The organism is Vogesella facilis, from assembly GCF_042648525.1.
Lineage (GTDB): Bacteria > Pseudomonadota > Gammaproteobacteria > Burkholderiales > Chromobacteriaceae > Vogesella > Vogesella facilis.
The window spans coordinates 76,137-98,998 of sequence record NZ_JBHRXN010000012.1 but is presented as its reverse complement, the minus strand read 5'-3'; the positions used below and the strand labels follow the sequence as shown (position 1 = coordinate 98,998).

The 22,862-nt window shown below is 65.1% G+C and carries 21 protein-coding genes; 9 read left to right on the top strand and 12 right to left on the bottom strand.

Going from position 1 to position 22,862, the window contains the following annotated elements; translation table 11 throughout:
- Window positions 1-63: 63 nt before the first annotated feature.
- The 6 genes from rpsU to gmk form a co-directional block, all read right to left on the bottom strand.
- On the bottom strand, window positions 64-276 hold the full coding sequence (gene rpsU, locus ACFOLG_RS07005; protein WP_088966472.1) for a 30S ribosomal protein S21: 213 nt from the start codon (window positions 274-276) through the stop codon (window positions 64-66).
- A gap of 140 nt (window positions 277-416) precedes the next feature.
- Window positions 417-1,235 carry a thiazole synthase gene (locus ACFOLG_RS07000; RefSeq protein WP_449369283.1) on the bottom strand — a complete coding sequence of 273 codons (819 nt, stop codon included), beginning with the start codon at window positions 1,233-1,235 and terminating at the stop codon, window positions 417-419.
- Between the two features lie 17 nt (window positions 1,236-1,252).
- Window positions 1,253-1,459, bottom strand: coding sequence for a sulfur carrier protein ThiS (thiS, locus tag ACFOLG_RS06995; RefSeq protein ID WP_386090021.1), 207 nt, complete (start codon window positions 1,457-1,459; stop codon window positions 1,253-1,255).
- Between the two features lie 6 nt (window positions 1,460-1,465).
- The gene (locus tag ACFOLG_RS06990; protein WP_386090018.1) at window positions 1,466-3,616 is read right to left on the bottom strand and encodes a RelA/SpoT family protein; all 2,151 of its coding nucleotides are present in this window, start codon (window positions 3,614-3,616) and stop codon (window positions 1,466-1,468) included.
- 8 nt (window positions 3,617-3,624) lie between these two features.
- Entirely contained in the window at window positions 3,625-3,831 is a 207-nt protein-coding gene (gene rpoZ / locus ACFOLG_RS06985; protein ID WP_174875977.1) for a DNA-directed RNA polymerase subunit omega, read from the bottom strand.
- Window positions 3,832-3,891: 60 nt separating this feature from the next.
- The gene (gene gmk / locus ACFOLG_RS06980) at window positions 3,892-4,518 is read right to left on the bottom strand and encodes a guanylate kinase (RefSeq protein ID WP_386090015.1); all 627 of its coding nucleotides are present in this window, start codon (window positions 4,516-4,518) and stop codon (window positions 3,892-3,894) included.
- Window positions 4,519-4,687: 169 nt separating this feature from the next.
- Here gmk and ACFOLG_RS06975 point away from each other — a divergent pair, with 169 nt between their 5' ends.
- Window positions 4,688-5,980 (top strand): NCS2 family permease, encoded by a 1,293-nt coding sequence (locus ACFOLG_RS06975; RefSeq protein ID WP_386090013.1) that lies wholly within the window; start codon window positions 4,688-4,690, stop codon window positions 5,978-5,980.
- A 9-nt stretch (window positions 5,981-5,989) separates the two neighbouring features.
- A complete protein-coding gene (locus tag ACFOLG_RS06970) occupies window positions 5,990-6,547 on the top strand; it encodes an adenine phosphoribosyltransferase (RefSeq protein ID WP_386090011.1) in 558 nt (185 codons plus the stop codon).
- A gap of 62 nt (window positions 6,548-6,609) precedes the next feature.
- Here ACFOLG_RS06970 and ACFOLG_RS06965 read toward each other — a convergent pair whose 3' ends face one another.
- The 6 genes from ACFOLG_RS06965 to ACFOLG_RS06940 form a co-directional block, all read right to left on the bottom strand.
- Window positions 6,610-8,589 (bottom strand): methyl-accepting chemotaxis protein, encoded by a 1,980-nt coding sequence (locus tag ACFOLG_RS06965; protein ID WP_386090009.1) that lies wholly within the window; start codon window positions 8,587-8,589, stop codon window positions 6,610-6,612.
- Between the two features lie 207 nt (window positions 8,590-8,796).
- Window positions 8,797-10,053, bottom strand: coding sequence for a UDP-N-acetylglucosamine 1-carboxyvinyltransferase (gene murA / locus ACFOLG_RS06960; protein WP_386090007.1), 1,257 nt, complete (start codon window positions 10,051-10,053; stop codon window positions 8,797-8,799).
- Window positions 10,054-10,061: 8 nt separating this feature from the next.
- The gene (locus ACFOLG_RS06955) at window positions 10,062-10,307 is read right to left on the bottom strand and encodes a BolA family protein (RefSeq protein WP_349590533.1); all 246 of its coding nucleotides are present in this window, start codon (window positions 10,305-10,307) and stop codon (window positions 10,062-10,064) included.
- 70 nt (window positions 10,308-10,377) lie between these two features.
- A complete protein-coding gene (locus tag ACFOLG_RS06950) occupies window positions 10,378-11,133 on the bottom strand; it encodes an ABC transporter permease (RefSeq protein WP_386090005.1) in 756 nt (251 codons plus the stop codon).
- Entirely contained in the window at window positions 11,133-12,038 is a 906-nt protein-coding gene (locus ACFOLG_RS06945; protein ID WP_386090002.1) for an ABC transporter ATP-binding protein, read from the bottom strand. The genes ACFOLG_RS06950 and ACFOLG_RS06945 overlap by 1 nt, the downstream gene beginning before the upstream one ends.
- A gap of 47 nt (window positions 12,039-12,085) precedes the next feature.
- Window positions 12,086-12,733, bottom strand: coding sequence for a TetR family transcriptional regulator (locus ACFOLG_RS06940; RefSeq protein ID WP_386089999.1), 648 nt, complete (start codon window positions 12,731-12,733; stop codon window positions 12,086-12,088).
- Between the two features lie 365 nt (window positions 12,734-13,098).
- On the opposite strand from ACFOLG_RS06940, the gene ACFOLG_RS06935 reads away from it, so the two are divergent.
- From ACFOLG_RS06935 to ACFOLG_RS06905, 7 genes are all read left to right on the top strand, one after another.
- Window positions 13,099-14,238 (top strand): efflux RND transporter periplasmic adaptor subunit, encoded by a 1,140-nt coding sequence (locus tag ACFOLG_RS06935; RefSeq protein WP_386089996.1) that lies wholly within the window; start codon window positions 13,099-13,101, stop codon window positions 14,236-14,238.
- Between the two features lie 18 nt (window positions 14,239-14,256).
- Entirely contained in the window at window positions 14,257-17,385 is a 3,129-nt protein-coding gene (locus ACFOLG_RS06930; protein WP_386089992.1) for an efflux RND transporter permease subunit, read from the top strand.
- Window positions 17,375-18,757 (top strand): efflux transporter outer membrane subunit, encoded by a 1,383-nt coding sequence (locus ACFOLG_RS06925; RefSeq protein WP_386089990.1) that lies wholly within the window; start codon window positions 17,375-17,377, stop codon window positions 18,755-18,757. Before ACFOLG_RS06930 ends, ACFOLG_RS06925 begins: the two co-directional genes overlap by 11 nt.
- A 158-nt stretch (window positions 18,758-18,915) precedes the next feature.
- Entirely contained in the window at window positions 18,916-19,719 is an 804-nt protein-coding gene (locus ACFOLG_RS06920) for a ferredoxin--NADP reductase (RefSeq protein ID WP_386089987.1), read from the top strand.
- A gap of 133 nt (window positions 19,720-19,852) precedes the next feature.
- Window positions 19,853-20,632, top strand: a complete 780-nt coding sequence (locus tag ACFOLG_RS06915; protein WP_386089985.1) for a transporter substrate-binding domain-containing protein — start codon at window positions 19,853-19,855, stop codon at window positions 20,630-20,632.
- Window positions 20,633-20,768: 136 nt separating this feature from the next.
- Window positions 20,769-21,428 (top strand): amino acid ABC transporter permease, encoded by a 660-nt coding sequence (locus tag ACFOLG_RS06910; protein ID WP_386089982.1) that lies wholly within the window; start codon window positions 20,769-20,771, stop codon window positions 21,426-21,428.
- Between the two features lie 108 nt (window positions 21,429-21,536).
- Complete coding sequence (locus ACFOLG_RS06905; protein WP_386089980.1) at window positions 21,537-22,682, top strand: trans-sulfuration enzyme family protein; 1,146 nt, start codon at window positions 21,537-21,539, stop codon at window positions 22,680-22,682.
- Window positions 22,683-22,862 lie beyond the last annotated feature (180 nt).

The following is a 22,862-nucleotide window of genomic DNA, read 5'->3' as shown; positions in this document are numbered from 1 at the left end:
GCCAACGTAAATGACAAAACCGCAGGACACTCCTGCGGTTTTCTGGCGAACAGCCGTTGAAGCTTAGTACAGCTTCGGCGGCAGTTGCTGGCTGCGGATGCGCTTGTAGTGGCGCTTAACGGCAGCAGCTTTCTTGCGCTTGCGCTCAGCGGTCGGCTTCTCGTAGAACTCGCGGGCGCGCAGTTCGGTCAGCAGACCGGTTTTTTCGATTGCGCGCTTGAAGCGACGCATGGCAACTTCAAACGGCTCATTCTCTTTAACGCGGATAGTCGGCATTTAGCTGAAGTCCTTAAATTCTTTGGCTTGAGGCGAATGTCATTAACGGTTCGCCCCGAGGGAAATGACTATTGTAAACAACGTTGTAGCTTTTGTAAAAGCTACGATGCGTGGCAACGGATAAAAGTGTGCGCTGCGCATCATCCCTGACGGGAAGAGATCACCCCCTCACGTGGCGAGCTAGGTGTCGCCGAATAAAAGCGTTTAGGCATCCGTCCGGCCAGATAGGCTTCACGCCCGGCCTGGACTCCCAGTTTCATGGCCATCGCCATGCGCACAGGGTCTTGTGCGGCGGCAATGGCGGTATTCATCAGTACGCCGTCACAGCCCAGTTCCATGGCGATGGCGGCATCGGAGGCGGTGCCGACACCGGCATCCACCAATACAGGCACCTGCGATTGCTCGATGATGAGCTGCAGGTTCCACGGATTCAGAATTCCCATGCCGGAGCCGATCAGGCTGGCCAGCGGCATGATGGCGCAACAGCCGATCTGTTCCAGTTCGCGGGCGACGATCGGGTCGTCCGAGGTGTACACCATTACATCAAAGCCTTCGGCCACCAGCGTTTCGGCGGCTTTCAGCGTTTCGCGCACATTGGGGAACAGGTTGTTCGGGTCGCCCAGTACTTCGAGTTTGACCAGCCGGTGGTCGTCCAGCAGTTCGCGGGCCAGGCGCAGGGTGCGTACCGCATCCTCGGCGCTGTAGCAGCCCGCCGTGTTGGGCAGCAGTGTATACCGGTTTTTCGGCAAAAAGTCCAGCAAATTCGGCTCGTTGGCGTTCTGGCCGAGGTTCACGCGGCGAATGGCAACGGTGACGATATCGCAGCCGGAGGCATCCAGTGCTTCGGCGGTTTGCTGGAAATCCTTGTACTTGCCGGTGCCGACCAGCAGGCGTGATTGATAGCGCTTGCCGGCAATCACCAATGCATCTTGTTGCACGCTGTTGTCCCTTTTGAATATTGGTTCTGGTGTCTGTCTTAGCCGCCGCCGACGGCCACCACGATTTCCAGCGCGTCGCCATCGTGCAGCACGGTGGCGGCATGCAGGCTGCGCGGCACGATCTCGCCATTGCGTTCGATGGCAATGCGCTTGCCGCCCAGATCAAGGGCGGCAACCAGGGTGGAAAGGGTGGTGATGCTGGCGTCGAACTGGCGGCTTTCGCCGTTGAGCTGGATGGTGGGCATGTTTGTCTAGCGTCGTTCTGCGCGCTGCACCACATCCACCTGGCGAACTGCGGCCAGCACCTTTTCCAGGTGCGGCAGGTTTTCCACCTGCAGGCGGAAGTGGATGTGGATGTAGCCGTCGTTACTGTGATTGTCCTGCGTGTCCACGGTCTCGATATTGGCCGAGGCGTGCGAAATGGCGGCGGCGATATCGGCCAGCGCGCCGCGCTGGTTGAAGGCGATGATGCTGATGTTGACGCCGAACATGCGCTCTTTCTGCGCCTCCCAGCGCACTTCCAGCAGCTTGTCGGCTTCGATGCGCTGCACATTGCTGCAGTCGCTGCGATGGATCATCAGCCCCTGGTCCTTGCGGATCACGCCGACGATCTGGTCGCCCGGGATCGGGTTGCAGCAATTGGACAGGTGGATGCCGCCGCTCTCGTTGCCGCGCACCGCGATCGGGCCGATGCTCTGTTCGCCCGGTTGCTGGCCGGACAGCTCCAGCAGCTTGCGCGCCACCACTGCGGCCAACTGTTTGCCGGTGCCGATGTCGATCAGCACGTCGTTGAAGCGGCGGTTGTGCTCGCCCAGCTTGCGCATCAGCGCGTCTTCCAGCTCGGGGGTGAGTTCCAGCTCGAACGGCGACAGCGCGCTGGCGGCCTGGCGCAGCAGCTTCTGCCCCAGCAGGACTGCATCCTGCTGTTGCAGGGTTTTCAGGTAGTTGCGGATGCCGGAGCGCGCGCGGCCGCTCTGCACGAAGTTCAGCCACGACGGGTTGGGCTTGGCCTGGGTGGAGGTGATGATCTCCACCGTGTCGCCATTGCGCAGCGCGGTGCGCAGCGGCACCAGGTTGTGGTTGACGCGGGCGGCGATGCAGCGGTGGCCGACGTCGGTATGTACCGCATAGGCGAAATCCACCGGGGTGGAGCCCTGCGGCAGCACGATGATCTTGCCCTTGGGGGTGAACACGTACAGTTCGTCCGGGAACAGGTCGATCTTGATGTGTTCCAGGAACTCGACCGCGTCCTCGCTTTCCGCCTGCATGTCGAGAATGCTCTGCAGCCACTGGTGGGTGCGCTGCTTGGCGGCATCGATACTGGCGTCGCCGGACTTGTACATCCAGTGCGAGGCAATACCGGCCTCCGCCACTGCGTTCATTTCGCGGGTGCGGATCTGCATTTCCACCGGCGTGCCGAACGGGCCGAACAGGGTGGTGTGCAGGCTCTGGTAGCCATTGCCCTTGGGAATGGCGATGTAATCCTTGAATTTGCCCGGAATCGGCTTGTACAGGCTGTGCAGCGCGCCCAGCGCCAGGTAGCAGCTGGGGTTGTCCTTGACGATGATGCGGAAGCCGTAAATGTCCAGCACCTCGGAAAACGACAGGTGTTTTTCCTGCATTTTCTTGTAGATGCTGTAGAGATTCTTTTCGCGGCCCTTGATGGTGGCCTCGATATTGGACTCCACCAGCCGCTGGCTGACGGCGCGCAGGATCTTGTCCACCACTTCGCGGCGATTGCCACGGGCGGCGCGTACCGCCTTGGACAGCACCTGGTAACGGTGCGGGTACAGGTGCTTGAACGCCAGATCCTGCAGCTCGCGGTAGACCCGGTTCAGGCCGATGCGGTTGGCGATCGGTGCGTAGATTTCCAGCGTTTCCAGCGCGATGCGCTGGCGCTTGTCCTCGCGCATGGCGTCCAGCGTGCGCATATTGTGCAGCCGGTCCGCCAGTTTGACGATGATGACGCGGATGTCGCGTGCCATCGCCAGCACCATCTTGCGGAAGTTCTCCGCCTGCGCGGTTTCCTTGCTCTGGAATTCCAGCTTTTCCAGCTTGGACAAGCCGTCGACCAGGTCGGCGATGGTGCGGCCGAACTGCTCCACCAGTGTCGGCTTGGTGACGCCGGTGTCTTCCAGCACGTCGTGCATCAGCGCTGCGGCCAACCCCTGGGCATCCAGCCGCCATTCGCTGAGCATGCTGGCCACCGCCAGCGGGTGGGTGATGTAGGGTTCGCCGCTCTTGCGGGTCTGTCCCTCGTGCGCTTCGCGGGCGGTCTCGAACGCCTGCCGCAGCAGCTGCACGTCTTCCGGCTTCAGATACTGCGCCGCCGCCTCGAACAGGGCCGCCGCCTCGGCTTCGACGAGGGCGTGGTAGTCAATGGCGGCGGTTTCCGTGCTCATGAAGCAGATCAGCTCTTGGTGCGGGTCAGCACTTCGCTGCCAACGTGGCCGTCGGCGATTTCTTTCAGCGCCACGACGGTCGGCTTGTTGCGGCCTTGTTCCACGAAGGAGGTGGCGCCGGAAGCGATCTGGCGCGCGCGGTAGGCGGCAGCCAGGGTCAGATCGAAACGGTTCTGGATGCGTTCCAGGCAATCGTCAACAGTGATGCGGGCCATGATGAATCTCACTTACAAGAATGGACAAACGATAAGGGATTGCACGCGCCGGATAAAGCCCTAGCGCGGCGATTGCATCGCGGCGATGGCATCGCCGTGACGCGACAACTGCTTGCCGGCCTGCAGGCGCTGGCAGCGGATGACGCTGATCAGGTCCTGGCGGGCTGTGGCGAAGTCATCGTTGACGATCACGTAGTCGTAATCGGCAACCAGGTCGATTTCGGCGCGGGCTTCGGACAGGCGGCGGGCGATCACCTCCTCGCTGTCGGTGGCGCGGCCGCGCAGGCGGCTTTCTAGGACTGCGATCGACGGCGGCAGGATGAACACCGCCACCGCGTCCGGGAACACCTTGCGCACCTGGCGCGCGCCCTGCCAGTCGATTTCCAGCAGCACGTCGTGGCCTGCGGCCAACCTTTCGCGCAGCCAGCGGGCGCTGGTGCCGTAGTAGTTGCCGTACACCTCGGCGTACTCCAGGAAATCGCCCTCGGCGATCATGCCCTCGAAGCGGCTGCGCTCGACAAAGTGGTAGCTCTTGCCGTCCACCTCGCCCTCGCGCGGCGCGCGGGTGGTGTACGACACCGACAGCTCGACGCCGGGTTCGGCCTGGAGCAGTGCGGCGACCAGCGAGGTCTTGCCGGCGCCGGAAGGGGCGACCACGATGAAAATCGTGCCTTGAGCTTGCGACATGAAACGGATCCCGAAACTGACTGAGCAATATTTCAGGATACCACAAGCCCTGCACACGATTAAAGCCGCGCCACCGGTGGTCAAGGCAAACCACAAACAAGCGTTTCAGGGTAGAATCGCGCGTTTTTCAACATGTTACGTCCGTTGCGAGGACGAGGGAGCGCACAAGATGCTGCTGGAAAGCTTTTTCAAGCTTAAAGAGCACGGCACCGACGTTAAGACCGAGGTGATCGCCGGCTTTACCACCTTCCTGACGATGGCCTACATCGTCATCGTCAACCCGGCCATCCTGTCGATTACCGGCATGGATTTCAATGCCGTGTTTGTCGCCACCTGCCTGGCCGCCGCGCTGGGCACCGGCATCATGGGCCTGGTGGCCAACTACCCGATCGCGCTGGCGCCGGGCATGGGCCTGAACGCCTACTTCACCTTCACCGTGGTGAAAGGCATGGGCGTGCCGTGGCAGGCCGCACTGGGGGCGGTGTTCATCTCCGGCATCGTGTTCCTGATCGTAAGCCTGTTCAAGGTGCGGGAAGCCATCGTCAATGCCATTCCGCAATCGCTGAAGTTCGCCATTTCCGCCGGCGTCGGCCTGTTCCTGGCCATCATCGCGCTGAAGAACGCCGGCGTGGTGGTGGATCACCCGGCCACCCTGGTGACGCTGGGCGATCTGCACGACCCGCGCGTGCTGCTGGCCATTCTCGGCTTCTTCCTGATCGTGGCGCTGGAATACCGCCGCGTGCATGGTTCCATCATCATCGGCATCCTAACCGTGACTGCGCTGTCCATCATCCTGGGCCTGTCCAAGTTTGAAGGTGTGGTGGCAGCGGTGCCGAGCATGGCGCCGACCTTCCTGCACATGGACCTGAACGGCGCGCTGACCGCCGGCTTGCTGGGCGTGATCTTCGTGTTCTTCTTCGTCGACCTGTTCGACACCACCGGCACCCTAGTGGGCGTGTCGCACCGCGCCGGCCTGCTGGACAAGGATGGCAAGCTGCCGCGCCTGAAGCGCGCGCTGATGGCCGATTCGGTAGCGATCACCGCCGGCGCAGTGATGGGCACGTCCTCCACTACCGCCTACATCGAATCCGCCGCCGGCACCGCCGTCGGTGGCCGCACCGGCCTCACCGCCGTGGTGGTGGCGATCCTGTTCCTGGCCTGCCTGTGGATTTCGCCGCTGGCCAAGACCGTACCGGCCTACGCCACCGCACCGGCGCTGTGCTACGTGGCGGTGCTGATGACCCGTGGCCTGGCCGAGATCAACTGGGACGACCTGACCGAGTCGGCACCGGCGGTGATGACCGCGGTGGCGATGCCGTTCACCTTCTCCATTGCCGACGGTATCGCCTTCGGCTTCATCAGCTATGCTGCGATCAAGATCCTGGCCGGCCGCTTTGCCGACCTGAAGCCGGCGGTACTGGTGATCGCCGCGCTGTGGGTCGTGAAACTGGCGATGTTCTAAGGTAGCAAGATGGAAAACCTCAGCAATCTGGATTACGCCAGCTATCTCAAGGGCTGGATCCGCACCGTGCCGAACTGGCCGCACGACGGGGTGATGTTCCGCGACATCACGCCGCTGCTGCAGAACCCCAAGACCTTCCGCATGCTGATCGACGTGTTCGTGCACCGCTACATGGGCGAGAACATCGACATGGTGGCGGGGCTGGACGCGCGCGGCTTCATCATCGGCTCGGTGCTGGCCTACGAGCTGAACGTCGGCTTCATTCCCATCCGCAAGAAGGGCAAGCTGCCCTACACCACGGTGGAGGAGGAGTACGAGCTGGAATACGGCAACGCCACGGTGGAAATGCACACCGACGCCTGCAAGCCGGGCGAGCGCGTGGTGCTGGTGGACGACCTGATCGCCACCGGCGGCACCATGATGGCCGGCTACAAGCTGCTGCAGCGCATGGGCGCGGAGGTGGTGGAAACCGCCGCCATCATCGAGCTGCCGGAGCTGGGCGGCGGCCAGCTGATGCGCGATGCGCAGGTGCCGCTGTTCACCGTGTGCACCTTCGACGGGCTGTAAGCCAGTCTGGCTGGGTAACAAAGGCGCTGCCACGGCAGCGCCTTTTTTTGCGGCCAACCTTGTTACAGCCGGAAGCGCGCCAGCAGCGCCTGCAGCTCGTCCGCCAGCCGGCGCAGCTCGCCCACCGCGCTGTTGGCGTGCTGCAGCGAGGCATCGGTGTCGTCGGTCATGGCGTGGATGTGCTCGATGTGGTGCGCGATCTCGCGGCTGGCGGCGGATTGCTCGGCGGTGGCGTGGGCGATGTCGGTGACGGTGCCGAGCACGCCGCGGTTATGTTCGCGGATCTGCTCAATGGCGCCGGCGGCGCGCTCGGCCAGCGTCACGCCGTTTTCCACCTGCAGGATGGCGGCATCCATGCTGCCGGCGGCGCTGGCGGTTTCCTCCTGGATCTGGCGGATGCTGGCGGCGATTTCCACCGTGGCGCCGGCGGTGCGCTCGGCCAGCTTGCGTACCTCGTCGGCCACCACCGCGAAGCCGCGGCCCTGCTCGCCGGCGCGCGCCGCCTCGATGGCGGCGTTCAGCGCCAGCAGATTGGTCTGCTCGGCGATGTCCTTGATCACCTGCACGATGCCGCTGATCTGGGCGGAGCGATTTTCCAGATGATCCAGCACGCTGCCGACGCTGCGGATGGTGTCGGCGATGCGGCCGATCTCGCGCGCGGTGCTGTGCACGCTGTCCGCCACCTGTTCCGCTTCGTCGCCGGCGTCGTGCACCGCGCGTTCGGCCTGGTTGGCGGCCTCGGCGATGCGACCGATGCTGCTGGACAGCTGCGCCACGCTGCTGGCGGTGGAGGTGGCGGCACGCGCCTGCTGCCCGGAGTGTTGGCTGATGTCCGCGGTTTCGCTGCCCAGCGCCGCCACCGCGTCGTGCACCTGGTGGGTGCGCTCGCGCACCTCCAGCAGCATCTGCCGCAGCGACTGGCTGAAGCGGTTGAAGGCGCCGGCGGAGGCGCCGATCTCGTCGTGGCCGCTGATCTGCAACTGGCGGGTGAGGTCGCCGTCGCCGCTGGACAGCTCGGACAGCGCGCTCTGCAGCCGGCCCAGCGGGGTGATCAGCCGTCCCAGCAGCAGCCCCAGCGCCAGCAGGATGACGGGCAGCGCCGCCAGGCTCAGCAGCGCCGACTTGATGATGGCGGCGCGGGTGTCGGCAAAGGCGCTGTGCTGCGGGATGGAGATGCGTAGCGCCCAGGCATGGGCGGTGCGGCCAACCTGTATCGGCTGGATGAAGTGCAGCATGTCAGCGCTGCGGTAGTCGAAGGATTGACCGGCGCGAATCGCCGCCCTGGCGGCCTGTGGCAGCGTGTTGTCGGCCTTGCCGACCGCGCTCTTGTCCGGCGCGCCCAGCACCAGGCCGCTGTTGGCGTAGATGGTCATGTAGCCGTCGCCATACGGCCGCACCGCGCTGGCCAGCTGCTGCAGCTGCCCCAGCGCCATGTCCAGGCCGGCGACGCCGACGAACTGGCCGCCGCGCAGCACCGGGTAGGACAGGGTGGCCATCAGCACCTTGATGTCGCGGTCCTCGTACGGCTCGGTCAGCACCGGCCGGCGCAGGCTCTTGGGGCCGGCGTAGTACTCGTCGCCATCGACATTGTCGGCGCCCCACACCACACCCTGCTGGCCTTCCTTGCGGTACCAGTAGGCGCCGGCGCGGCCGTTGGCGCCGTTTTCCGCCTTGCCGGCCAGCTCGGCATCGCGCTGGTCCAGGCTGTTGGGCTCCCACAGGCTGAAGATGCCCACCGCTTCCGGGTGCTGCGGCAGCAGCGCGCGGGTCTGCGCGCTGGCCAGCTGCCGCGGTTGCGGCGCGCCGCTGTCCGGCAGCGCCTGCATGGCGGCGGCCAAGCCTTCCACCGCGGTGTAGCTGCGTTCCAGCAGCATGCTCAGCTTGTTGGCCTCGCCCTGCGCCTGGGTGCGCGCCTGTTGCAGGACGCTGTCTTCGGCCTGGCGCAACGCCAGCCAGCTGTTCAGGCCGGTGATGGCGGCAAAGCCGATCAGTACCAGCAGGCCGGCCCCTGTCAGCAGCTTGGCCTTGATACTCTTGGGCATGCTGTTTCTCCGTGTTTAATTTAATCAATACCCGTGTCTGTCTCGCTGCCGTCGCAGCCGGATTTGTGACCTTTTCAGGTCTTTGTTGTAATTGTTTGATCAAATAATGGTAAACGCGGGCGGGTTTTCAGCAAAGCGCTATGTTGATGTTTAAAAAAATAAAAGCCCCGTGCGGGGCTTTTGTGGTTTTCTGGCCGGCGGCGGCAATCAGCTGGTGCGGGTGATATTGGCACCAACGCCGTTGAGCTTGGCTTCGATGTGCTCGTAGCCGCGGTCCAGGTGATAGATGCGGTCGACCGTGGTTTCCCCCTCGGCGGCCAGGCCGGCGATCACCAGGCTGGCGGAGGCGCGCAGGTCGGTGGCCATCACCGTGGCGCCGGACAGCTTGTCCACGCCCTTGACGATGGCGGTGTTGCCTTCCACCTCGATGCTGGCGCCCATGCGGTTCAGTTCCGGCACGTGCATGAAGCGGTTCTCGAAGATGGTTTCGGTCATCACCGCCGCGCCGTCGGCGATGGTGTTCAGCGTCATCATCTGCGCCTGCATGTCGGTGGGGAAGCCCGGGTGCGGCATGGTGCGCACGTTGACCGCTTTCGGCCGGCGTTTCATGTCCAGCGAGATCCAGTCGTCGCCGCATTCGATGATGGCGCCGGTTTCCGCCAGCTTGTCGAGGATCACGTCCATGGCGCGCGGTGCGGCATTGCGCAGCACCACGTGGCCCCGGGTCATGGCACCGGCCACCAGGAAGGTGCCGGCCTCGATGCGATCCGGCATCACCGCGTATTCGGCGCCGTGCAGGCGCTCCACGCCTTCCACCACCATCTTGTCGCTGCCGATGCCCTGGATGCGGGCACCCATTGCCACCAGGCAGTTGGCCAGATCCACCACTTCCGGTTCGCGCGCGGCGTTTTCCAGGATGGTGGTACCGTCCGCCAGCGCGGCGGCCATCAGCAGGTTCTCGGTGCCGCCGACGGTGACCATGTCCATCACGATGTGCGCGCCACGCAGGCGCTTGGCCTTGGCTTTCACGTAGCCGTGCTCGATGGAGATCTCGGCACCCATGGCCACCAGGCCCTTGATGTGCTGATCCACCGGGCGGCTGCCGATGGCGCAGCCGCCGGGCAGCGACACGGTGGCTTCGCCGTAGCGCGCCAGCATCGGGCCCAGCACCAGGATGGAGGCGCGCATGGTTTTCACCAGCTCGTACGGCGCCACCAGGGTGTCCAGGCTGGCGGCGGTGATTTCCACTTCCTGCACGTTATCGGTCATCACCCGTACGCCCATGCCTTGCAGCAGCTTCTGGGTGGTGAACACGTCGCGCAGCATCGGCACGTTGGAGAGTTTCAGGGTGTCGGCCGTCAAGAGGCCGGCACACAGGATGGGCAGCGCGGCGTTCTTGGCGCCGGAGACGCGGATTTCGCCGTTGAGCGGGCCAGTGCCGCCCTGGATGACCAGTTTGTCCATTATCCGATTCAGCCTTGTTGTTGTGCCCACTCTTCCGGGCTCAGCGTTTTCATCGACAGTGCATGGATTTCCGCACGCATGCGGTCGCCCAGCGCCTTGTATACCAGTTGATGACGCTGGACGCGATTGCGGCCGGAAAATTCCGGGCTGACGATCACGGCGTCGAAATGGGTGCCGTCGTCGCCGTTGACCTGGATGAAGTCACAGGGCAGGCCGGCGCTGATGACGTCCTGGATGTAAGTTGCACTAACCATGGCAGTATCCTGTCTGAAAGCTATTGTTGTCGGCGCGCGGCGTGGCGCCGCGCGGCCGGATATAACGTCGTTACTGGCGTAATTTGTAACCGCTGCGCAGCAAATGCAAGGCCCAGGCGGACAGCAGCACGAAGCTGCCGCCCACTACCGCGGCGGCCAGCCACGGCGACACGTCGGCCTGGCCGAAGAAGCCGTAGCGGAAGCCGTCGATCATGTAGAACACCGGATTCAGGTGCGACACGGCCTTCCACAGCGGCGGCAGGCTGGTGATGGAATAGAACACGCCGGAGAGGAAGGTCAGCGGCATGATGATGAAGTTCTGGAACGCCGCCAGCTGGTCGAACTTGTCGGCCCAGATGCCGGCGATGATGCCCAGCGTGCCCAGCACGCCGCAGCCCAGCATGGCGAATACCAGCACCCACAGCGGGTTGGCCGGCACGGGCAGGCCGAACCAGGCGGTGATCAGCAGCACGCCGCTGCCCACCACCATGCCGCGCACCACCGAGGCCAGCAGGTAGGCGCCGAAGAATTCCAGCGCCGACAGCGGCGGCAGCAGCAGGAACACGATGTTGCCGGTGATCTTGGACTGGATCAGGCTGGACGAGCTGTTGGCAAACGCGTTTTGTGCCATGGTCATCATCGCCAGGCCGGGAATCAGGAACGCGGTGTAGCTCACCCCCGGGTAGGCTTCCACGTGGCGCGACAGCACATGCGAGAAGATCAGCTGGTACAACAGCGCGGTCAGCACCGGTGCCGCCACGGTCTGGAACGCCACTTTCCAGAAGCGCAGGATCTCTTTCTTGAACAGGGTCATGAAGCCTTGCATCAGTTCTTTGCTCCGTTCATCAGTTCCACGAACACCTGTTCCAGGTCGGTCTCGTGCACCGACAGCTCGCGTACTTCCACGCTGGCGAGGCGCAATTCACGCAGCACTTCTTCCAGCCGGCCGATTTCCGGCAGGGTGAGAATGTGGCGGCCGTCGCTTTCGCGTGCCTGGAAGCTTGCGGCCAACGTTGCCGGCAGCGGCGCGGCGAGTTTCAGCGCGATCTCGCGGCTGGCGCTGCGCGACAGCAGCTTGTCCTTGGCTTCCAGCGCGATCAGGCGGCCCCTTTTCATCATCGCGATGCGGCTGCACAGCGCTTCGGCTTCTTCCAGGTAGTGGGTGGTGAGCACGATGGTGTGGCCGGCGTCGTTCAGCTCCTGCACGAAGGCCCACAGGCTCTGGCGCAGTTCCACGTCCACACCGGCGGTGGGTTCGTCCAGCACGATTACCGGCGGGCGGTGCACCAGCGCCTGCGCCACCATCACCCGGCGTTTCATGCCGCCGGACAGCGCGCGCATATTGGTGCTGGCCTTGTCGGTGAGGCCGAGCTTGAACAGCAGCTCGTCGATCCAGGCATCGTTGTTGCGGATGCCGAAGTAGCCGGACTGGAAGGCGAGCGTTTCGCGCACGGTGAAGAACGGGTCGAACACCAGTTCCTGCGGCACCACGCCCAGCTGCATGCGCGCGGCACGGGTGGCGCGCACCGCGTCGTGGCCCATGATGCGGATGTGGCCGCTGTCCGGGCGGGACAGCCCGCCCATGGCGGAAATCAGGGTGGTCTTGCCGGCGCCGTTGGGGCCGAGCAGGGCGAAGAACTCGCCGTGTTCTACGGTAAAGCTGATGTCATCCAGGGCCTGCAAGCTACCGAAACGCTTGCTGACCGACTCGATGCTGATCGCGTGACTCATGCTGTGATCTGGCTGTCGAAGCGGGAAAGCCGGGCAGTATACGCGAATCAGTTGTCCGCTGCAGGGGCATCTAGCCAGCAGTTATCGCGGAAAACCCCGACAAAATAAGGGCTTAACAGGCTTTCCACATGCTGGTGAACAGTGTGGTCTTGCATATTGATCATCCAGCTGTGGCACAGCCCGCCGTACAGCGAGTGCAGGCCCAGCGCGGCCAGCCGCGGCTGCACGCCGTCGCGCAGCTGGCCGGCGCGCTGCGCCTCCTCCAGCACCTGCTGCAGCTTGGCCTGTTTTTCCAGGTTCCAGCTGATCTGCTCCAGCAGCAGCGGCGCCATTTCGCCCACCTGCTCGCAGCCGATGTGGTGGATGGCGCAGATGCGGCGCAACCGCTCGTCGTCGCGCACCATCTCGAACAGCGCGATGGCATGGCGCCACAGCCGGGCGGCCGGCGAATGGCGCTGGTCCTGCAGCATGCCTTCCATCTCTTCCAGCTCCGGCTTGATGCGGTCGCAGATGGCGGTGAACAGGTCCAGCTTGTTGCTGAAGTGCCAGTAGATGGCGCCGCGGGTGAGTCCGGCGGCGGTGGCGATGTCGGCGAGCGAAGTCGCCGCCACGCCCTGCTCGTGGAACACGCGCTCGGCGGTGTCCAGCAGCAGTTGGCGGGTTTGTTCGGCTTCTTCTCTAGTCTTGCGGGCCATGATAGCAGTGGGGTTTTTGCGGCGGGCGTAAGCATAGCGGCAAACCGCCGGGCGCGCAGCCGCCTTGTTTACATACGTACATGAATGTATGTATTATCCGCCGTTATTGCCGGGCTGACAATGTCCTTTTTGTCACTACCGGGCCATGCAATGCATTTGGTATGTTGTGGCGCACCTGCGCCAGCCATGCCGATAGCAAGCGCGTAAGCTACTGTGAACATGTCTGCCGCTGCTGGCCCGCTCGGGCGACAGCTTGGCCGCACTACTGAATTTCCCAGTTACAACGACAATACGCAGCATCAGGACCTTCACCCATCAAGGAGCCTTTCGTGATAACCATCAAGCCTCGACACACGCTTGCCCTCGTGCCCCTGGCCGTACTGCTGGCAGCCTGCGGCCAACAGCAGGCCGAACACGCCGGTGCCGGCGGCAATATGCCGCCGATGCCGGTCAGCGTAGTGGAAATGAAGCCGGCCGACGTGCCGGTCACCACCGAATATGTGGCCCAGACCAGCGGTTCGCGTGAAGTGGAAGTGCGCGCCCGCGTGTCCGGCATCCTGCAGAAACGCGCCTATACCGAGGGCGCGGCGGTGAAGGCCGGCGAGCTGCTGTTCCAGATCGACCAGGCGCCATACCAGGCGGCGGTAGAGCAGGCGGCGGCGGCGCTGAAGCTGGAAGACGCCAAGCTGATCCGCGCACAGCAGGATTACGACCGCGTGCTGCCGCTGTTCAAGGAAAACGCCGTCAGCCAGAAAGACCGCGACGACGCGGTGGCGGCGCTGGCCAGCGCCAAGGCCTCGGTGGCGGCATCGCGCGCGGTGCTGAAAACCGCGCAGATCAACCTGGACTACACCCGGGTGACGGCGCCGATTTCCGGCATCACCAGCGCCGAGGTGCGTTCCGAGGGTAGCCTGGTGCAGGCCGGCGAAGGCAGCCTGCTGACCAAGATCTCGCAGCTGGACCCGATCTACGTGAAGTTCTCGCTGTCCGACAACGACGTGCTGAAGAGCCAGAAGCTGTCCGGCGAGGGCAAGCTGCGCCTGCCGGCCGGCAACCGCTACACCGTGTCGCTGAAACTGCCGGACGGCAGCCAGTACGGCCGCGACGGCGTGATCGATTTTGCCGACCGCGTGATCGACCCGGCCACCGGCACCTCGGCGGCGCGCGCCACTTTTGCCAACCCGCAGAACCAGCTGCGCGCCGGCCAGTTCGTGCGCGTGGAGCTGAAAGGCGCGGTGCGCGTCGGCGCGCTGGTGGTACCGCAGCAGGCGGTGCTGTCCACCCAGCAGGGCAAGCTGGTGTGGGTAGTGGGCAAGGACAACAAGGTGGAACCGCGTCCGCTGCAGTTGGCGGATACGCCGGCGGCCAACGGTGGCTTCATCGTGGAGAGCGGGCTGAAGGCCGGCGACAAGGTGATCGTGGATAACCTGATCAAGCTGCGTCCGGGCGCTGCCGTGGCACCGCAGGCTGCCAAGGCCGCCGCTTCGGCGCCGGCGCAAGGCTAAGGCGGGGGAGCTCACACTATGTTCTCAGCCTTTTTCATCCGCCGGCCGATCTTCGCGTCGGTGCTGTCCATCGTCATCGTGCTGGCCGGTTTCTTCGGCATGCGCGCACTGCCGATCGAACAGTACCCGCAGATCGTGCCGCCGTCGGTGGCGATTACCACCGCCTACCCGGGCGCCTCGGCCGAGGTGATCGCCGAAACCGTGGCCTCGCCGCTGGAGCAGGCCATCAACGGCGTGGACGACATGCTGTACCTGCAGTCGTCCAGCGCCAGTAACGGCCGCCTCACGGTCACCGTCACCTTCAAGATCGGCACCAACCCCGATCAGGCCGCCATCAACGTCAACAACCGCGTGCAGTCGGCGCTGTCCACCCTGCCGGAAGAAGTGCGCCGCCAGGGCGTGAACGTGCGCAAGCAGGCGGCCACCTTCCTGCAGGTGGTGGCGCTGTACTCGCCGGACCAGCGCTTCGACACCCTGTTCATGAGCAACTACGCGCTGCTGAACGTGGTGGACGAGCTGAAGCGCATTCCGGGCGTGGGCCAGGTCACCAACTTTGCCGGCCAGGATTACGCGATGCGCATCTGGCTGAAGCCGGATCGCCTGGCGCAGCTGGGCATGACGCCCAGCGACGTGGCCAAGGCGATCCGCGAGCAGAACGCGCAGTTCGCCGCCGGCAAGATCGGCGCCACGCCGACCGAGGGCAAGCCTGACTTCACCTACACCATCACCACCAAGGGCCGCTTCACCGACGTTGCCGAGTTCGAGAACATCATCCTGCGCGCCGGCAGCGAAGGCGCCAAGGTGCGGCTGAAGGATGTGGCGCGGGTAGAGCTGGGCGCGCTGTCCTACGACTTTTTCGGCAAGTACAACGGCAAGTCCACCATCCCTATCGGTATCAACCTGGCGCCGGGCGCCAACCAGCTGGATACCGCCAAGGCAGTGGAAGCCAAGATGCTGGAGCTGTCCGGCCGCTTCCCGCAGGGGCTGTCTTATACCATTCCGTACGACACCACCCGCTTCGTGGAAGTGTCGATCGAAGAGGTGGTGAAGACGCTGGGCGAGGCGATGGTGCTGGTGTTCGCCGTGGTATACCTGTTCCTGCAGAACTGGCGCGCCACGCTGATCCCGGGCCTGGCGGTGCCGGTGTCCATCGTCGGTACCTTTGCCGGCATGTACCTGCTGGGCTACTCCATCAACACCCTGACGCTGTTCGGCATGGTGCTGGCGATCGGTATCGTGGTCGATGACGCCATCGTGGTGTTGGAGAACGTCGAGCGCATCATGATGCAGGAGGGCAAGCCGCCATACGAGGCCACCCTGCAGGCGATGAAGGAAGTCAGCGGCCCGGTGGTGGCCATCGTGCTGGTGCTGTGTGCGGTGTTCATCCCGGTGGCCTTCCTCGGCGGTATCGCCGGCGAGATGTATCGCCAGTTCGCCATCACCATCGCCATCTCGGTGACCATCTCCGGCATCGTGGCGCTGACGCTGACCCCGGCGCTGTGCGCGCTGATGCTCAAGCCGGAGCACCAGCACAGCAACCGCTTCTTCGAGGCCTTCAACCGCTTCTTCGACCGCCTCACCAGCCGCTACAGCAGCGGCGTGGCCTTCCTGCTGCGTCGCGCGGTGCTGGCGATGGTCATCTTCGGCGTGCTGATCGGCAGCTCGGTATGGCTGTTCAAGCTGGTGCCGTCGTCGCTGGCGCCGGAAGAAGACCAGGGCTACGTGATCGCCGCCACCATCCTGCCGGACGGTGCCGCCATCAACCGCACGCTGGGGGTGATGAACAGCTTCGACAAGCAGATTGCGGCCAACCCGGCAGTGAAGGACGTGATGAGCTTTGCCGGCTTCGACATCCTGTCCGGCTCCAACCGCAGCAACACCGGGGTGACCTTCATCACCCTCAAGCCGTGGGGCGAGCGCCATGCGCCGGGCCTGTCGGCGCAGGCGGTGGTGGGTGACGTATTCGGCAAGGGCATGCGCGTGCCGGAAGGCCTGGTGCTGGCATTCAACCCGCCGCCGATCTCCGGCATGTCGTCCACCGGCGGTTTCGAGGCCTACCTGCAGAACCGTGCTGGCGCCTCTTCCGGCGAGCTGGCCGGCCTGGCGCAGAAGCTGATGATGGCGGCGAGCAAGCGGCCGGAACTGGCCGGCGTGCAGACCACCTTCTCTGCCAACGTGCCGCAGCTGAACGTGCAGCTGGACCGCGACAAGGCCAAGGCGCTGGGCGTGGCGGTGAGCGATGTGTTCGACGCCATGAGCAGCACCTTCGGCTCGCTGTACGTCAACGACTTCAGCAAGTTCGGCCGCATCTTCACCGTGCAGCTGCAGTCCGAGGCCAGCTATCGCGACAGCGTGGCCGACCTGGCCAATGTGTTCGTGCGTTCCAGCAGCGGGCAGATGGTGCCGCTCACCTCGCTGGTGAGCGTGCAGCAGACCACCGGCCCGGAAATCGTCGAGCGCTATAACGCCTTCCCGTCCGCCAAGTTCGTCGGCGGCCCGGCACCGGGCTACAGCTCGGGCCAGGCGCTGGCGGCAATGGAGCAGGTGGCGCAGGAAGTGCTGCCCGACGGCTACACCCTGGCGTGGACCGGCTCGGCGTTCCAGGAAAAATCCACCGGCGGTTCCTCGTCGATGGTGTTCGTGGTGGCGCTGGTAATGGTGTTCCTGATCCTGGCGGCGCAGTACGAGCGCTGGAGTCTGCCGATCGCGGTGCTGACCGCGGTGCCGTTCGCGGTGTTCGGTGCGCTGCTGGCCACCTGGCTGCGCGGCCTCGCCAACGACGTGTACTTCCAGGTGGCGCTGGTGACGCTGATCGGCCTGGCGGCGAAGAACGCCATTCTGATCGTGGAATTCGCGGTGCTGAAGATGGAAGAAGGCATGGCGCTGGGGCAGGCGGCGATCGAGGCCGCCAAGCTGCGCTTCCGCCCGATCGTGATGACCTCGCTGGCCTTTATCCTGGGTTGCGTGCCGCTGGCCATTTCCAGCGGTGCCGGCTCCGCCAGCCGCCACGCCATCGGTACCGGCGTGATCGGCGGCATGTTGGCCGCAACCTTCATCGCCGCGCTGTTCATCCCGCTGTTCTTCAAACTGATCATGCAATTGAGTCAAGGCAAGCAGAAACAGGAAGGAGCCGACCATGACGCCTAAACATGCCCTGATGCCGCTAATGGTGGCGCTGGCGCTGTCCGGCTGCGCCGCGGTGGGCCCGGATTACCAGCGCCCGGCGCTGGAACTGCCGGCCGGCCAGCAGGTGGCCAAGGTGGATGCCCGCTGGTGGCAGAGCTTTGGCGACAGCCAGCTGGATGCGCTGATCGACGAGGCGCTGCGCTACAACCGCGACCTGCAGCAGACCGCGGCGCGGGTGGAAGAGGCGGCGGCGGCGCTGGGCAGCGCCCGCGCCAGCCAGCTGCCGCGCGTGGACGCCAAGCTCGGCAGCACGCGTACCCAGAGTTCGGAATACAGCAGCGCCGCCGGCGCGCTGTACAGCTACCACCAGGCCGGGCTGAGCGCCAGCTGGGAGCTGGACCTGTGGGGCAAGCTCGCCCGCCAGCGCGAGGCCGCTGCGGCCAACCTGGCGGCCAGCGAGTACAGCCTGGCGGCAGCGCGGCTGTCGCTGGCGGCGCAGGTCAGCAATGCCTACTTCCAGCTGCTGGCCTTCGACGCCCAGCTGGCGGCGGCGCAGGCCACGCTGAAGGGGCGCGAGGACAGCTTCATGCTGCGCCAGAAGCGCTTCAACGGCGGCATGACCTCGGAGCTGGAACTGAAGCAGGCCGAGGCCGAGCTGGCCTCGGCGCAGGCGGCGGTGCCCAAGCTCAGCCAGGCGGTGGACAAGAGCGAACACGCGCTGGCGGTGCTGCTCGGCCGCTCGCCGCGTGATCTGCTGCAGGCGCCGAGCCGCGGCAAGCCGCTGGAGCGGCTGGCCGAAGCGCCGAGCGTGCCGGGCGATCTGCCGTCCGACCTGCTGCTGCGCCGCCCGGACATCGCCGCGGCCGAACAGCAGCTGATTGCCGCCAACGCCCGCATCGGCGTGGCGCGTGCCGCCTACTTCCCCAGCATCGGCCTGTCCGCCGGCATCGGCAGCGAAAGCCTGAAACTGGCGCAGCTGTTCAGCGGCCCAGCGCAGGTGTGGAACTTCGCCGGCAACCTGACGGCGCCGATCTTCAATAATGGCGCCATCGCCGCCGATGTCTCCGCCGCCACGGCGCGGCAGAAGCAGGCGCTGGCCGGCTACGAGAAGGCGGTGCAGGCGGCGTTTGCCGACACCCTGGATGCGCTCACCGCGGTGCGCGGCAGCCGCGAGACCGAACTGGCGCAGCGCAAGCAGCTGGACGCGATGCGCGAGGCGCTGCGCCTGGCGCGGCTGCGCTACGACAACGGCTACAGCAGCTACCTGGAAGTGCTGGATGCCGAGCGCAGCGTGTTCCAGCTGGAGCAGGCGCTGGCCGATGCCCGTCTGGCGCGCCTGCAGGCGGCAGTCAGCCTGTACACCGCGCTGGGTGGTGGCTGGCAGCCGGGCTGAGGCCGCGTGCTGTCGTCACACAAGCCACCGCCTGCGGTGGCTTTTTTCATGGCCGCGCTCAGGCGGCGGCAACGCGTGGCCGCCGGCGCTGCCGGCCGGCTTGCATTAATGCGCAGGCTGGAGGATGATTATCCGAGTAAATTAGTCGGATATTCGTCATGTCGAGCATTTCTACCGCGCCTGCCGCCGTGCAGGACGACAAATTCAGCAGCGAGCGCATCGACTGGCTGCAGCACTGGAGCGACAAGCTGCTGAGCTTCCGCCTGAGCCGGCCGGACGGCTTCCGCTTCGTGCCCGGCCAGTTCGCGCGGCTGGGGCATGCGCTGCCGGACGGCGGCTACGTGTGGCGCGCCTATTCCATGGTGTCGGCGCCGTGGGACGAGCACCTGGAGTTCTACTCCATCGTGGTGCCGGACGGGCAGTTCACCAGCCGGCTGGCACACTTGGGCGAGGGCGACCGCGTGCTGCTGGAGCGCAAGGCCACCGGTTTCTTCACCGCCGACCGCCTGCCGGACGGCGAGCAGCTGTGGCTGCTGGCCACCGGCACCGGGCTGGCGCCGTACCTGTCCATCCTGCAGCAGGAAGACGTGTGGCAGCGCTTCGAGCACATCGTGCTGGTGCACTGCGTGCGCGAGGCGGTGGAGCTGGCCTACCGCGACGAGATCGCCGCGCTGCGCGACCACCCGCTGCACGGCGATGCCTACGGCCACAAGCTGCAATACCTGCCGGTGGTCACGCGCGAGGCGGTGCCGGGCGCGCTGTCGGCGCGCATTCCGGCCATGCTGGCCGATGGCAGCCTGACGGCGGCCGCCGGCCTCTCCATCAGTCCGGAAGCGTCGCGTTTCATGATCTGCGGCAACCCGCGCATGGTGAAGGACACCTATGCCCAGCTGCAGCAGCTGGGCTGCCGGCTGGCCAGGTTGGCCGCACCGGGGCAGGTGGTGCTGGAAAACGGCTGGTAAGGCGTGCTATTCCACGTGTGAATTTGTATAGATAAATATGTTCGAAGCCGGCGCTGGAGAAGCGCCGGTGAATTTGTTAAAGTGCCATTCGTTTTATTGATTCGCCAATCAATAGCTTTAAGGAATAACAACGATGAAGAAGACTTTGCTCGCGCTGACCCTGCTTGGCCTCACCGCGCATACTTTTGCCGCCGATCTGCTGGAAACCGTGCAACAGCGCGGCACCCTGAAAATCGCGCTGGAAGGCACCTACCCGCCGTTCAACTTCAAGGACAAAGAGCAGAAGCTGACCGGCTTCGAAGTGGAACTGGGCGAGGCGCTGGCCAAGAAACTGAAGCTGAAGCCGGAATTCATCACCGGCGAGTGGAGCGGCCTGCTGGCCGGCCTGCAGGGCGGCAAGTTCGACGTGGTGCTGAACCAGGTGTCGATTACCGACAAGCGCAAGGAAGTGTTCGACTTCTCGGTGCCGTACACCATCTCCAGCGCCCAGCTGATCGTGCGCAAGAATGAAAACCGCGGCTTCAAGAGCCTGGCCGACCTGGCCGGCAAGAAAATGGGCGTGACCCAGGGCAGCAACTACGCCGAGATGGTGAAGGCGCAGGGCGGCATCGAGTCCAAGTTCTACCCGTCGGCACCGGAAATCCTGCAGGACCTGGCGCTGGGTCGCATCGACGCCGCCGTCAACGACAGCCTGCTGATCCCGTTCGCGCTGAAAGAAGCCAAGCTGCCGCTGAAAGCCGGCGCACCGGTGGGTGGCAGCACTTCGATGGGCATCCCGTTCGCCAAGGGCAACCCCAAGTTCAAGACCGCCATCGACGGCGCACTGAACGCGCTGTACAAGGATGGCAGCTTCAAGAAGATTTCCGTGAAGTGGTTCGGCATCGACGTGTCCAAGGCGCCGTCCGCACGCTAAAATCGGCAGCCTGACACACGCCTCCGCATGGCGCGGAGGCGTTTTTATTTGCAGACCCGGTATTAGCCGTCCGGGCAATGTCTACTGGTGGGGTAAGCAGGCATTGCACTGGTGCTGGCACGGGCGAGGAGACGATATGGACTGGCTGCAATTGGCCAAAGACGCAATGCCGGTGCTGATCCAGGGCGCCGGCCTGACGCTGTTCTTCGCCAGCATCTCCATGGTGCTGGGGCTGGTGCTGGGCTTCGTGGTGGCGCTGGCGCGCGTGGCGCGCATCCCGCTGCTGTCGCAGCTGATGGCGTTCTACGTCAGCGCCATGCGCGGCACGCCGCTGTTGGTGCAGATCTTCGTGATCTACTACGGCCTGCCGTCGGTGGGTATCGAGTTCGAGCCGGTGACCGCCGGCGTGCTGGCGCTGACGCTGAACGTGGCCGCTTACCTGTCGGAAAGCCTGCGCGGCGCCATTGCCGGCGTCGATCGCGGCCAGTGGGATGCCGCGCTGTCGCTGGGCCTGTCCTGGTGGCAGGGCATGCGCTACGTGGTGGCGCCGCAGGCGCTGCGCCTGGCGGTGCCCAGCCTGGCCAACAGCCTGATCTCGCTGATCAAGGACACCTCGCTGGTGTCGGTGATCACCGTGTCCGAGCTGATGATGAGCACCAAGGACCTGATCGCGCAGACCTTCCAGCCGCTGCCGCTGTACCTGATGGCCGCCGCCATCTACTGGGTGCTGAGTGCCGCGTTCGAGCAGGTGCAGAAGCGGGTGGAAAGCAAGCTGCACCGCGCCTACCAGCGCTGATAGGCACTTACGGCCCCGCACAGGCGGAACGCCGCGGCATGGCTTTCGCCCTACCGATTTGCGCTTGCGACCAACGTTGGCCGCAAGCTACCGACTACGGAGTTGCTGATGAAATTCGCCACCAAGGCCGTGCATGCCGGCTACGACTACCACGGCCACCAGCGCGCGCTGATGCCGCCGATCTACCAGACCTCCGCCTTCGCCCATGACGAAGTCGGCGAGCAGCTGGATTTTGCCTACTCGCGCACCGGCACGCCGACGCGCGCAGTGCTGGAGGCCAACCTGGCGGCGCTGGAAGGCGCCGCGCACGGGCTGGCGTTCGCCAGCGGCATGGCGGCGGTGGATGCGGTGCTGCGCGCCACGCTGCAGCCGGGCGACGAAGTGATCGCCGTGGCCGACCTGTACGGCGGCGCCTACCGCGTGCTGACCAAGGTGATGGCGGCGCAGGGCATCAAGGTGACCTTTGCCGACCTGACCGATGCGGCCAAGCTGGCGCCGCTGATCGGCAGCAACACCAAGCTGCTGTGGCTGGAATCACCGACCAACCCGCTGCTGAACCTGGTGGACATTGCCGCGCTGTCGGCCACCGCCCACCAGCACGGGGTGAAGGTGGCGGTGGACAGCACCTTCGCCACCCCCTACCTGCAGAATCCGCTGGCGCTGGGCGCCGATATCGTGGTGCATTCTGCCACCAAGTATCTGGGCGGCCATTCCGACGTGTTGCTGGGGCTGGTGGCGGTGAGCGATAGCGAGCTGTACAAGGCGATCAAGTTCATCCAGAACGCCGCCGGCGCGGTGCCGGGGCCGCAGGATTGCTTCCTGACCCTGCGCGGCATCAAGACCCTGGCGCTGCGCATGGAGCGCCACTGCGACAACGCGGAAAAGGTGGCCGCCTTCCTGCAGAGCCATCCGGCCATCGAGCAGGTGTTCTTCCCCGGCCTGCCGGCGCACCCGGGGCACGAGCTGGCCCGCCGCCAGATGCGCCGTTTCGGCGGCATCGTCACCGTGTACCTGAAGGACAACAGCCGCGCCGCCGCCAGCCGCATCGCCGGCAAGCTGCAGCTGTTCATGCTGGCCGAGTCGCTGGGCGGGGTGGAGTCGCTGGTCAACCACAGCTACACCATGTCGCACGGCGGCATGCCGCCGGAGCAGAAGGCGGCGCTGGGTATCCGCGACGGCCAGCTGCGCTTGTCGATCGGTATCGAGGACATCGACGACATCCTCGCCGATCTGGCGCAGGCGCTGGCGGACTGAGCCGGCGCGACGGAGCCTGTACCGAGCCATCGCCGTTTGAACAACAAGGCCACGCCCATCGGGCGTGGCCTTGTGCTTTGTGGCGGCGGCCAACGTTGGCCGCACGCGCTTACTTGCACATCGCCGTGCAGGCGTCGATGACCGAGCTAGTCCGGATGCACTGCGCTGGCCCGGGCTAAG